10 protein-coding genes and 3 tRNA genes are annotated in these 12,865 nt (G+C 50.8%); 8 read left to right on the forward strand and 5 right to left on the reverse strand.

Annotated features, from left to right (window positions below):
- Window positions 1-21: 21 nt before the first annotated feature.
- From AC0KH7_RS03465 to AC0KH7_RS03495, 7 genes are all read left to right on the forward strand, one after another.
- Entirely contained in the window at window positions 22-1,365 is a 1,344-nt protein-coding gene (locus tag AC0KH7_RS03465; RefSeq protein WP_472370735.1) for an aminodeoxychorismate synthase component I, read from the forward strand.
- A 25-nt stretch (window positions 1,366-1,390) separates the two neighbouring features.
- On the forward strand, window positions 1,391-2,308 hold the full coding sequence (gene pabC, locus AC0KH7_RS03470) for an aminodeoxychorismate lyase (protein ID WP_472370737.1): 918 nt from the start codon (window positions 1,391-1,393) through the stop codon (window positions 2,306-2,308).
- Window positions 2,308-3,315 (forward strand): endolytic transglycosylase MltG, encoded by a 1,008-nt coding sequence (mltG, locus tag AC0KH7_RS03475; RefSeq protein WP_472370739.1) that lies wholly within the window; start codon window positions 2,308-2,310, stop codon window positions 3,313-3,315. Before pabC ends, mltG begins: the two co-directional genes overlap by 1 nt.
- A 25-nt stretch (window positions 3,316-3,340) precedes the next feature.
- Entirely contained in the window at window positions 3,341-3,991 is a 651-nt protein-coding gene (tmk, locus tag AC0KH7_RS03480; protein ID WP_472370741.1) for a dTMP kinase, read from the forward strand.
- 115 nt (window positions 3,992-4,106) lie between these two features.
- A complete protein-coding gene (gene holB, locus AC0KH7_RS03485; protein ID WP_472370743.1) occupies window positions 4,107-5,084 on the forward strand; it encodes a DNA polymerase III subunit delta' in 978 nt (325 codons plus the stop codon).
- Window positions 5,085-5,145: 61 nt separating this feature from the next.
- On the forward strand, window positions 5,146-5,919 hold the full coding sequence (locus AC0KH7_RS03490; RefSeq protein ID WP_472370745.1) for a TatD family hydrolase: 774 nt from the start codon (window positions 5,146-5,148) through the stop codon (window positions 5,917-5,919).
- 13 nt (window positions 5,920-5,932) lie between these two features.
- Window positions 5,933-7,801 (forward strand): ABC transporter ATP-binding protein, encoded by a 1,869-nt coding sequence (locus AC0KH7_RS03495; RefSeq protein WP_472370746.1) that lies wholly within the window; start codon window positions 5,933-5,935, stop codon window positions 7,799-7,801.
- 50 nt (window positions 7,802-7,851) lie between these two features.
- On the opposite strand, the gene AC0KH7_RS03500 is transcribed toward AC0KH7_RS03495, so the two are convergent.
- The 4 genes from AC0KH7_RS03500 to AC0KH7_RS03515 all read right to left on the reverse strand — a co-directional run bounded on the left by AC0KH7_RS03500 (window position 7,852) and on the right by AC0KH7_RS03515 (window position 10,677).
- Window positions 7,852-10,113: a methyl-accepting chemotaxis protein gene (locus AC0KH7_RS03500; protein ID WP_472370748.1), complete on the reverse strand. Its 2,262-nt coding sequence runs from the start codon at window positions 10,111-10,113 to the stop codon at window positions 7,852-7,854.
- Between the two features lie 251 nt (window positions 10,114-10,364).
- Window positions 10,365-10,440: transfer RNA gene (locus AC0KH7_RS03505), tRNA-His, on the reverse strand.
- A 29-nt stretch (window positions 10,441-10,469) separates the two neighbouring features.
- Window positions 10,470-10,546, reverse strand: a tRNA-Arg gene (locus AC0KH7_RS03510).
- Window positions 10,547-10,600: 54 nt separating this feature from the next.
- Window positions 10,601-10,677: transfer RNA gene (locus AC0KH7_RS03515), tRNA-Pro, on the reverse strand.
- Window positions 10,678-10,839: 162 nt separating this feature from the next.
- Between AC0KH7_RS03515 and folD the strand changes: the two genes are divergently transcribed.
- Window positions 10,840-11,691, forward strand: coding sequence for a bifunctional methylenetetrahydrofolate dehydrogenase/methenyltetrahydrofolate cyclohydrolase FolD (gene folD / locus AC0KH7_RS03520; protein WP_472370750.1), 852 nt, complete (start codon window positions 10,840-10,842; stop codon window positions 11,689-11,691).
- Window positions 11,692-11,754: 63 nt separating this feature from the next.
- Here folD and AC0KH7_RS03525 read toward each other — a convergent pair whose 3' ends face one another.
- On the reverse strand, window positions 11,755-12,678 hold the full coding sequence (locus AC0KH7_RS03525; RefSeq protein WP_472370752.1) for an AraC family transcriptional regulator: 924 nt from the start codon (window positions 12,676-12,678) through the stop codon (window positions 11,755-11,757).
- Between the last annotated feature and the right edge of the window lie 187 nt (window positions 12,679-12,865).

Raw genomic sequence — 12,865 nt, forward strand, 5'->3', positions numbered from 1 at the left:
TCAACAAGGGTTCGACCAACTATGGCCGCCACGTCTTCGCAGGGGATGGAAATTGTTTCCATTGACTGCCCACAAGTTGATCTTTTAAAGTTGCATCAGTTGAATGCGGCACGCTATCCGTTTTTACTGGAGAGCGTGGCGCACGGCCAACTGGGTCGTTACGATATTTTGTTTGCCTTTCCGCAGGAATCCTTAGCGTTGTCGGACCTGGCCAACGCCGAATCATTTCAACACGCCTTTCATGAGACTTATCAGGCGCTTCAATTACCGCAAATCACTTCTGATTTACCGTTTACCGGCGGGTGGTTCGGTTACTTCAGCTATGACTATGCTCAGGTGGTTGAGCCGACACTGGAACTGCCGTTCTCGGATTTGCCTCTTGCGGTGTTGGTTCGAGTGCCGGCGGCGGTGATTGTCGACCATCAAACCGGCCAAGTGCACTTTATGGCCGAAGCCGGTTTTGAAGCGTGTCTCGACACCATGCGTCAGGATTTTGAGACGGCACAAGCCTTGGCGGAAAAATCGGCCGATATTCACGTCATTGATCGTTGGGAAGAACCGGAAGCCAAGTATCTGAACGGCATCGAAACCATTAAAGATTACATTCTGGCTGGAGATATCTTTCAAGTCAACCTGTCACGTGAGTGGCGTTTTGAATTGAATGAGGCCGATTATGCCGCTTTGTACGCGTCGTTGCGGCGCAACAACCCGGCACCGTTTGCGGCTTGTGCACAGTTTGGCGATTGGCAAGTGCTCAGTTCTTCTCCGGAACGTCTGGTGCAGTATCGCGCACCTTGGGTGGAAACACGTCCGATTGCCGGCACACGCAAACGCAGTGCCGATTCAGCCGCCGACCGTGCTTTAATCGAAGAATTGATTTCCCACCCAAAAGAACGCGCCGAACACATTATGTTGATTGACCTGGAGCGTAACGACCTCGGCCGAATCTGTCTGCCCGGTTCAGTGGAAGTCAATGAACTGATGGTGGTGGAAACCTACGAACATGTTCATCACATCGTATCGAATGTACGCGGCCATCTTCAGCCGGGCATGACACCGTTAGAAATCATTCATGCCACCTTTCCGGGCGGCACCATCACCGGCTGTCCCAAAGTGCGCTGTATGGAAATCATTGCCGAATTGGAACAAATGCCTCGACAAGCCTATACCGGTTCTTTAGGCTATATCAATCGGGACGGTTCGTTGGATTTCAATATTCTGATTCGGACGATTTTGCAACGCGAAAGCCAAGTATCGTTTCGGACCGGTGCAGGGATTGTCGCCGATTCTATTCCAGAACGGGAGTTAAAGGAATCGCGTCATAAGGCCAAAGGGCTTTTGAATGCTTTATTGGGTGACGTTTAAAGAGTCGTAGAAAAGAGGAGTGGTTATGAAGTTCAATGCACAAATCTGGCTGAATGGGGAACCGATTTCACAGTCCGGCTTTGACCGGGGTTTGTTGTATGGCGATGGCTTCTTTACCACGATATTACTGGTCGATGGCCAATTGGCGAACTGGGAAGCCCACTGGGCGCGCTTGAATGAAAGCCAGGAACGTTTGGGTTTTCCGGCGTTGAATCCGGTCAATATGATTAACGACTTGATTGCCTTTATCAAATCGCGTCCGGCACAACCGCTGGAGGTCATTAAGATTTTGATTACCCGCGGCGAAGGCGGCAAGGGCTATCAGCCGTTGGCCAAACCGCAACCGTCGGTCTTTATTCAGCGGTTGCCGTTTCCCGAAGACGGCGCGACAGAGAGCCTTACATTGAAAAACGACCACACCCGAGAGGGTATAAAGGCCTGGCCGTTTTTTCGATTGAAGATGACGGTGTCAAACATTGAGGCTTCCCGCCAAACCCAATTGGCCGGTTTAAAGCACTTGAATCGTTTGGAAAACGTCTTGGCGCGTCAGGCATTATTGGAGACCGAGTTTGACGAAGCGGTGATGCTGGATGGTGACGGACGGGTCATTAGCGCCACTCAGGCCAATCTGGTATTACTCAAAGACGGGCGGCTGTTGACTTCGAAGCTGACGCACAGCGGCGTCTTTGGAACCTGTTTGCGTTCGCTCAATCAAGCCTTGCAGGCAAGCGGGTTTGAACAGACAGTGGAATGGAGCGAGATAAACCGTGAGGATGTATTGGCCGCTGACGAGCTGTTTTGTTGTAATGCCTTGCGCGGTGTGATGCCGGTGAGCCATTTTCAGGAGCGGGCGTACGCCATGCATCAAAGTGATAAAATTGCCCAGGCCTGGCTGAACTGGCAACAAATGAATTTAACCAATATCCGAGGGTTACGGGTTTAATGCAAAAAATCAAACTGTTTTTTATGACGATGGCCGCCTGTGTGCTGGTCACCTGGTTATCGGTGGAAGGCTGGGCCTTCAAGCAGTTTTTGACTCAACCGATTTCCTCGCAAACCAATGCGCAGGTGGTGTCAATTCCGAAAGGCGCTACGTCTCGTAAAGTCGCGCATTTGCTGTATGACGCTAAAATGGTGCATCATCCGGAATGGCTGGTCTGGGTGTTAAAATGGCGTGGTCAGGCAGAACAGGTGAAGGCCGGCGAAATTGAAATTCACCCGAATTGGACGTTAGACGAATTAATTGATGCCTTGATTCAAGGCAAAACAGTGACGTATCCGGTGACGTTCATTGCCGGAGAAACGGTGCAACAAGGCTTGGAAACCCTGCGAAATTCGCCCAAGCTGGAAAAGGTGCTCGACTATCATGACACCGCCGCCATTCAAGCGCAGCTGGGGTTGAAACAACCTTTGGAAGGTCAGTTTCTGCCGGAAACTTATTTCTATTCCGCCGACGAAACGGACCTGTCGATTTTGCAACGTTCCCATGCCTCGTTACAGAAAGCCTTACAGCAGGCCTGGCAAAATCGTGCAGCTAATTTGCCGATTAAAACGCCTTACGAGGCACTGATTTTGGCATCGATTGTCGAAAAAGAAACCGGCTATGCCCCCGAGCGGCCGATGATTGCCGGCGTATTCGTCAATCGCTTGCGTAAAGGCATGCGGTTGCAGTCCGACCCGACGGTGATTTACGGTATCGGTGACAAATACGACGGCAATATCCGCAAGAAAGATTTGCAGACCAAAACCGCTTACAACACCTATCGCATCAATGGTTTGCCGCCGACACCGATTGCTCTGGCGAGTGCGGATGCGATCCGTGCGGTGCTGAACCCGGCGACCACCAAAGCGTTATATTTTGTTTCCAAAGGCAATGGTCAGCACGTGTTTTCCAACACGCTGAAAGAGCATAATCGTGCGGTGCGAAAATACATTTTGTCGCGTCAGTAACTCAAGCAGCCAATAGGATTTATTCATGTCTCAAGTCACTCAGCCCGGTCAATTCATTACACTCGAAGGAACCGAAGGTGCCGGAAAGTCCACCAATTTGATGTTTATCGAGCAATGGTTGCGGGACCGAGGCATCGACGTAGTGGTGACGCGAGAGCCGGGTGGTACCGCCATTGGTGAAGCGGTCAGACACATTTTGCTCGATAAGCAATACGGCGAGATGACGCCGGATACGGAATTGTTATTGATGTTCGCGGCGCGCAACCAGCACCTGCAGGAAAAAATTTTACCGGCGTTGGCGGCTGGAAAATGGGTGATTTCCGATCGTTTTACCGATGCGACCTATGCTTATCAAGGCGGCGCACGAGGTTTGCCGTTCGAGCGCATTGCCGAAATCGAGCAATGGGTGCAGAAAGGGCGTTTTCCAGATCGAACGTTTGTGTTCGATTTACCCATTGAAGAAGGCATGAAACGGGTGGCGGCGCGGGCCGAGCTGTCAGGGCAGCACATTGACCGTTTCGAGCAGGAAAAAATCGATTTCTTTGAAAAAGTCCGCGCGACTTATTTGATGCGGGCCGAACAGGCGCCGGAGCGCTATACCGTCTTGGACGCGCAGCAGCCGTTGGAAGCGGTTCAAGCGCAATTGCAAGCCGCTTTGATGAGCATGCTAAGCTAAGTCTTTTCAAAATGCATTTCACCAAATGCTTTAGGGTGTTAGAATGCAACTTTTCCATAAACGAAATGAGAATCAATCTACCTTACAAGGTAATTGATGACAGAAGGGTGACGCGATGATTTTTCCTTGGCAGGAAACCGCTTGGCAGCAGTGGCAGCAGCAAGCCGCCCACTTGGGGCAGGCGTATCTGTTGTCGGGTGGCGCGGGCATTGGCATCGATGCCTTTGCGCGAGAAATGGCGCAAGGCTTATTGTGTCAGACCCCGGGTGTCACCGCTTGCGGGCAGTGCGCACAGTGTCACCAGTTCCAGCAGGCGACCCACCCCGATTTTTTCGTGTTGCAACGGCTGGACGATAAAAAAGAAATCACCATTGATCAGGTGCGTGAGTTGACCGATAAGGTGAGCCGCACGGCGCATCAAGGCGGTTTCAAGGTGGTGTTGGTGCTGGAGACCGAAACCTTGAATGTATCGGCTTTCAACGCTTTGCTGAAAACGCTGGAAGAACCGCCGGAACGCACGGTGTTGATTTTGACCACGCATCGTTTGAGCGCTCTGCCGGCAACGATTATCAGCCGGTGTCGTCAGGTGGCATTTGCGCCGCCGTCGCGTGATGAAGCGCTGGCCTGGCTGCAACAATCGTTGCCGCAAGCGGACTTACCCTTGTTGAAAAAAGCCTTGACGTTGAACTGGGGCGGCCCAGTGGCCGCGAAAACCTGGATTGACGAAAAATCTTTTGAGTGGGAATCGGCCTGGCAGGACGACATCAAAGGCCTGCAACAGGGACGGTTAAGCGTGTCGCAAGCCGTTGAAAAGTGGAAAAAATGGCCCCAACCGGAAGTGGCGTTGGATTATTTTTACGCCTGGTCGGTGAATGTGGTGCGTTCCGCTTTGTATGGCCAGAAGCGGCCTTATAGCCCCAATTGCTTGGCTTTTCAAAAAGCGGTGTTGCAGGCGCGTCAGTACTGGCACCAGAACGTCAATAAAGATTTGTTGCTGGAAGGTATTTGTCTGGAATGGCTACAACAGCATCAACCGGATTATCAGCCAGGCCTGGCGTTTTCCGGCACCTTGATTCGCGGTCGCGATTTGTAATGGAATGACGGGTGTGTTCGCGACTGGATGAGCATCACACCCCAAATAAACGAGTTTTACGATGATTATTGATTCACATTGTCACCTGAATATTTTACCCGACGACATTGGAGACACCGAAGCGGTTTTGAATAAAGCGCATGAATTGGGTGTCGATAAAATGATGTGCATCGCCATTGGCCCGGCCGCTTGGCATGAGGTGTTAGCACTGGCCGATGCGCATGAAGAAGTGTATGCCGCTATTGGTATCCATCCGTGTGAGCCGAAAGATGTGGTCACCACCGATGAAGCCTTGTTAAACGCGGCGTCGCATCCAAAAGTGCTGGCGGTGGGGGAAGTCGGGCTGGATTATTATCATTTTAATGCGGATGAAGAGGACATGACCTGGCAGGCCGACCGTTTTCGGCAAATGATTCGGTTGGCCAAACAATTGGATAAACCCTTGGTGATTCACACTCGAAACTCCACACCGGACTGTTTGCAGATTCTGAAAGAGGAAGGGGCCGACCAGGTCGGTGGCATTATGCATTGTTTTGTCGAAGATTTGGCGACGGCCCAGGCGGCGATGGCGTTGGGCTTCTACATTTCCTTTTCCGGCATCGTGACATTCAAAAACGCCAAAGAGTTGAAAGAAGTCGCCAAAGCCATTCCACTGGATCATATTTTGGTGGAAACCGATTCGCCTTATCTGGCACCGGTGCCGTATCGCGGTAAAACGAATCAGCCGGGTTATACCCGTTACGTGGCGGAAGAAATCGCGCGCCTGAAAGACTTGCCGTTAGAAACGGTGGCCGACGCCACGACCGCCAATTTCAAACGTTTATTTAAGTTATGAACCGGTTTCAAGCATGAGTCAGTCTGGAGTAGAGAAAGCGGACGACAGCTTAGTGAGTGTGTCGGCGGATCAGTTGGGGCAATCGGGGCAATCGGAATCCGCGATGACGCCCACACGCCCTGCGTATAGTTGGCAACGTATTTTTGATCTGGTGCTGCGTCATAAATCCCGCTTGATTAAAGCGCATATCATTGCCTTGTTTGCCATGCTGGCCACGGTGCCTCTGCCATTATTGCTGCCGTTGCTGGTGGACGAAGTGCTGTTGGATAAACCCGGTTGGATTGTGCATTCACTCAATGATGTGATTCCGTTGGCCTGGCAAACCGCTCTGGGTTATATTCTGATTGTGACCTTAATCACGATTCTGCTACGCGTGTTCGGAGTGGTGTTCGGGGTGTGGCAGGTGCAACAATTTACTGTGATTTCCAAAGACGTGACCTTTGGGATTCGTAAGGACTTATTGGCGCGGATCCAAGGCGTCGCCATGAGTCAGTACGAAACCATGGGCAGTGGCAGTGTCACCGCCACCATGGTGAATGACGTCAATACCCTCGATACGTTTTTGGGCACGACCGTCGGCAAGGTGATTTTGGCGATTTTCTCATTGGTGGGTGTCACGGCGGTGCTGCTGTGGTTGCACTGGGAATTGGCCTTGTTCATTCTGCTGATGAACCCGATTGTGGTGTATTTCACCATGCGCATGGGGCGCGCGGTCAAAACCCTGAAAAAAGATGAAAACACCGCGATTGATGCGTTTCAGCAGGCCTTATCGGAAACGTTGGATGCCTTGCAACAGGTGCGCGCCGCCAATCAGGATACGCCGTTTTTCCAACGGATTCTCGGCAGTGCGCAAGACATTAAGCGCCATTCCGAAGCCTTTACCTGGAAATCGGAAGCCGCCAGCCGTATTTCGTTTTTGATTTTTCTGGTCGGGTTCGACATTTTCCGTGGCGTCAGTTTTTTGATGGTGGTGTTTTCCAACCTGTCCATCGGTGAAATGATGGCGGTGTTCGGGTATCTTTGGTTTATGATGGGGCCGGTGCAGGAAATTCTGGCCATTCAGTATTCGTACAGTGCCGGCAGCGGCGCTTTGCAGCGCATTAACAGTGTTTTGGATTTGCAGCAGGAACCGCAGTACCCGCAAAAGCAAAATCCATTTGAGGCCGACACCGTTTCGGTGGCGGTGAAAAACCTGTTTTTCCATTATCCCGGTAAGGACGAAGCCGTTTTACACGATTTGAGTTTTACCATTCAGCCGGGTGAAAAACTGGCCTTTGTCGGCGCCAGTGGCGGCGGCAAAACCACCTTGGTGCAATTGCTGCTCGGTTTTTATCAGCAGGACGCCGGGCAAGTGTTGTACAACGGTGTGCCGATTGAAGACATTGGCCAGGCCTGCGTGCGGGAAAATGTGGCGACCGTTTTGCAGCAACCGGTCTTGTTTCAGCAAAGCATCCGTTTCAATTTGACGCTGGGGCAGGATCTCAGCGATGAAAAACTGTGGCAAGCCTTGGAAACCGCGCAACTCAAAGACGTGGTGGAAAAGTTGGAACAGCGTTTGGATACCATGGTGGGGCGCAATGGCATTAAATTGTCCGGCGGACAGCGGCAACGTCTGGCCATCGCGCGTATGATTCTGCAAGACCCGAAAGTGGTGATTATGGACGAGGCGACCTCGGCACTGGATATGGAAACCGAACGTCAGTTATACGTCGATCTCGCGCCTTTCCTGAAAGGGCGCACTACCTTGATCGTCGCCCACCGTTTGAGCTCCATCAAGCAGGCCGATCGTATTCTGGTGTTTGAAGACGGGCACATTATCGAATCCGGCAGCCACGAAGATCTGGTGGTCTCCGGCGGCACTTACCAACGGCTTTACCGATAATCACCCGGCCTGGTGACATTAGCCAGGCCTGGTTGTTTTAAAGATTTGAGTTAGAACTCACCCCATTCATCCGAATCGTTTTCGGAAGGCTTGTCCTGTGTGGTTTTCGATTTGCTGGTTTGGCTGGATTCCTTCGCTGGCGGCAGACTGGCCGGCTTGTCGTTTGATTGGGCTTGAGCGCGTTTTTCCGGTTCGGCTTTCTTCACCGGTTGCAGCGTAATCGTTTGGCCGGTTTTGAAAAACGCCATGTTTCGATCCATGCTTTCGGCTTGTTCGTTCATGCTGTCGGCCGCCGCCGCGGTTTCTTCTACGAGTGCCGCGTTTTGCTGGGTCACTTCGTCGATTTGGCTGATGGCTTTATGTACCTGATTAATCCCTTCCATTTGCTGGTTTGAGGCTTGGGCAATTTGCTCAATCATCTGGGCCACTTCATCAATGGATTGATTAATGCCCGACAGCACTTCGCCGGATTCCGAAGCCAGTTGTGTGCCTTGGTCAATGCGAGTCACACTTTCGGTAATTAAGCTGGTAATTTCTTTGGCGGCATCGGCGGATTTTTGCGCCAGTGAGCGCACTTCGCCGGCGACGACAGCAAACCCACGACCATGTTCACCGGCGCGAGCGGCTTCTACGGCGGCGTTAAGTGCCAGCAAATTGGTTTGGAAGGCGATGCCGTCAATTAACGTGACGATGTCGGAAATTTTGTGGCTGGATTCCTGAATGGCATTCATGGCTTCGATGGTTTGTTTCATCACCGTGGAGCCGGTGTCGGATTGCCCTTGTACTGTATGGGCGACACTGGACGCTTCTTTGGCATGTTCAGCATTATTTCTGACGCTGGATGTCATTTCTTCCATGGTCGATGAGGTTTCTTCAATGGCGGCGGCCTGCTCCTGAACCCGCTGGCTTAAATCCATCGCGCCTTGCGCCACTTCCTGAGAGGCTTGCGAAACCACTTGGGAGGCTTGAGCCGTTTGATTGATGACATCAGATAGCTTGTTGACCGTATTGTTGACCGTTTGTTTGAAGTCATCCAGGTGGCCTCGGTAGTCGCCGGTGACCGTTTTGGTCAGATTGCCTTGCTCGATTTCTTTCAGAACGCTAATGGCTTCATTGACCGGTTGCACAATGCCATCCAGTATCTGGTTGATGCCTTGAATCATTTGTTTCCAGTCCCCTTGGAGCTGGTCGGCATTGGCACGTTTATCCAAGTCACCCTCGGCGACGGCCTGAATTAACATATGGGTATCGTCGCTAATGGTTTTAAGGTTGTGGCGAACCGCTTCAATGGTTTCGTTAATAAAGGCTTTTTTACCGGGTAGTTTTTCAATATTAGCCTTAAAATCCCCTTTACCAAAGGATTCAAAAACCGCCATGGCTTTCTTTTTCACACTAATATGCTCGCCAACCATGCTATTGACGCCGTTGGCCATTTTGCGGAAATCGCCTTGGAATTTGGCTTCATCGACTTTGACATCAATGTCTCCGGCATCGTGTTGTCGAGACATATGATTCATTTCTTCTAATAATGATTGCAGGATACCCTGAACGTGTTTCATGGCCTTGAGCATTTGGCCGCTTTCATCTTCGGTTTTAATGTCGATGTTGGTGGATAAATTGCCCGCAGCAATGGCATTGGCGGTATCGATCGACTGGTGCAGTTGTCGGGCAAGGTTTCTGGGAATGGTATACCCCAGCCATAAAGCGCCAATCAGGATCAAGCCCAATATCACCATGGCGATGTTTTGGAAGTGTTCAAGCTGTTGTGCCAGTTGTTCTCGTATTTCGGCGGACTTGGACAAGGCCGCTTCGCCCGCCTCATCCAGGTTGTCGCGTAATGCGGAGAACTTTTGCTCATCTTCCTGGCGCATGGCTTGGATTTCGTTTGGAGTGGCTTGACCGATGGCTGCGATTAACTTATCCGACTGCTGTTTCCATGCATTGAAGTTAGATTGGAAGTCGGCGGATTTCGCCAATACATCTTGGTAATCTTGCATGAGGGTTTGATATTGTTTATAACGATCAGCAACTTGCTGCGCATTTTCCAGGCGGGAGGCATTTTCGGCATCGGCATCGCCATAGCCGGACAACAAGTTCAACTCGGCTTCCCTTGATTGATATAAATCCCGATCGGCATTGAGCGTTAAAGAGATAGCGTTAATAAATTTATCCGCTTGCAGTTGAATCGAACGTTCCTGCATAGCGAGCATCCAGGATGATGCGGCAAGCAAAAGGATGATCGAGATCGTCAGCGTGACGATGGGAATGGAGCTTTTGAATCGAATACTGTTGAAGGTTTTGTTTTTGGACATCTCGAAATACCACTCTTTTTTTATGAATAACGTCTAAAGTACACTCTCATCATATAATTAATGTGGTTTTTTTTGGATTGTTTTTTAAGCAAAACTTTTTTTACAACGATTGAACACTTTTATTTCAGCATTTGATGTTATGTGTTCAACGTGTTCTGGCAGGGAAAGCAATGAAAAAGGGGGCTTAATTATACGAATCGGTTACAGCGGTGAAAGAAGACTGAGCGTACAGAGTTATTTGAATGGGGAAATGGGGCGATTGACGGGGATCGAACCCGCGACAACAGGAATCACAATCCTGGGCTCTACCAACTGAGCTACAACCGCCATAATGGTGTGAAAGACATACCAGTAAGTGGCACGCCCATCAGGATTCGAACCTGAAACCCTCGCCTTAGAAGGGCGATGCACTATCCAGTTGTGCTATGGGCGCTTATCGAACCTCTTAGATATCGTGCTGAAGAGCGAGCATCAACAAGATAAAAATTGGTCGGAGTAGAGGGATTTGAACCCCCGACCACCTGTACCCAAAACAGGTGCGCTACCAGACTGCGCTATACTCCGAAAAGATGCGGCGTATTTTATAGACAGGATGGGAAGCTGTCAATCATTAAAATCAGGAAATATGAAAAAAATTTTACATGCGGTTTTGACGACGAGCCCCATAAAATCAGTTATTATATCCTGCTGTTTTCGTATTAATTTGTTTTAAATAGGATTTTTCACATGACGGCAAAAATTTTGGATGGAAAGGCCATTGCTCTGGAGTTAAGAGAAAGTATTCGTGCGGAAGTGGATGCACAGGTTGCGAAAGGGCAAAACCCACCAGGCCTGGCCGTTATTCTGGTAGGCGAAGACCCGGCTTCCCAGGTGTATGTGAGAAACAAAAAGATTGCGTGCGAGAAAGCCGGCTTTAATGACGTGTCGATGGTGTTACCGGCCGACACGACCGAAGAACAGTTGTTGGCGGAAATTGATGCGCTGAATGCCCGTGACGATGTGCATGGCATTATTGTGCAACTGCCGGTGCCGGATCACATCGACCCGGAAAAAATCATTGAACGCATCGACCCGAAAAAAGATGTGGATGGGTTTCACGCTTACAACATGGGGCGTTTGGCCACGCGTATGCCGACATTGGCCCCTTGTACGCCGCACGGCGTGATGACCATGCTGGAAAAAACCGGCATTCCGTTGCGCGGGTTGGATGCCGTTGTGGTGGGCGCGTCCAATATCGTGGGGGTGCCGATGGTATTGGAACTGTTGAATGCCCGTGCCACGGTGACGGTTTGCCACAGTGCCACCAAGGATTTGGCGCAGAAAGTGTCCGAAGCCGATTTGGTGGTCGTTGGCGTTGGGATTCCGAACATGGTGAAAGGCGAGTGGATTAAAGACGGTGCCATCGTGGTGGATGTGGGCATCAATCGTTTGGACGACGGCACTTTATGCGGTGATGTGGAATACGATGTCGCCAAGGAAAAAGCCAGTTGGATTACGCCGGTGCCGGGCGGGGTCGGACCGATGACGATTGCCACCTTGATGCAGAACACTTTGCAGGCGGCTTACGGCCAGTCATAACCGAATTGTCCAAAACCGCCAGGCCTGGCGGTTATCTTAATGTTCAGCCGTTCGGCTGAACATTCATTCTCTTTTTAAGGCTTCAATATCACGTCTCGGTGGCGCGCCGAACAGGCGACTGTATTCCCGGCTGAATTGTGACGGACTTTCGTAACCAACCTGAAAGGCGGCGCGTGCCGCTTCCATGCCTTCATTGAGCATTAAACGTCGGGCTTCGTTTAAACGTAACCATTTTTGATATTGCAACGGACTCTTGGCTGTGAGTTGGCGGAAGTAGTGGTGCAGGCTGGAACTGCTCATTTGCACATGGTGCGCCAGTTCATCAATCCGAAGCGGTTGGGCGTAATTCAGTTTTAGCCAATCGATGGCGCTGGCAATCCGCTGGCTTTGACTGCCGACCGAAACAATTCGCCACAGCAGCGGCGCCAAATCTGTTTGCAGTAAGCGGTAATGAATTTCCCGTTCAATCAACGGCGCTAATACGGCCATGTCGTCGGTGTGGTCCAGCAAGGCCAGCAACCGCGTAAAGGGTTCCAATAATTCCGGGGTGACGGTTCCCAGAACCGCGCTGCTTTCCGCCGCATCGCCGCGTGGAATCGGCCGTTTGGTTTGTGAAATCAATTCCGCAATGATGCGCATATCAAGTTTTAAGACCAAGCCCAAAGAGGGGGTTTCGGGGCTGGCTTCCAGCACTTGCGAACTGGCCGGCAAATCCAGTGAGGTTACCAGAAAGCGTTCGGTATTGTATTCATGTACATCGTCACCAATCAGCATTTGTTTGGCGCCTTGCACCACGAGCACAATGCTCGGTTCGATCAAACACACACACGGATCCGAGGGCGCTTCCCGTCGAAAAAGCGATAGATTGGGAATCGCCGTCGGACAGTCTTCCTGACCCAGGGTCAAACGGTTAATCACCGCGGCCAGTTCATCATGCAATGCTTGAATGGCAGATGTGTTTGGTGTTTTGTTATGTCCGGTCGTCATGGCATTTCTCCCATTTATTTCACTTTATACGATACCGTTTCCTATAGTGCGCTGTCGAATGCCAATTTAATTTTCTGGTGGATTAGGCAAGAAATTTACCCAATTAATATACCTTTTAGGGTCGGTTTCGATGCAATATGGTATTCGACGCTCGAGTCGGTTTCGACGATGGAGCGCTGAGTGTTGT

This window comes from Hydrogenovibrio sp., assembly GCF_965140365.1.
Lineage (GTDB): Bacteria > Pseudomonadota > Gammaproteobacteria > Thiomicrospirales > Thiomicrospiraceae > Hydrogenovibrio.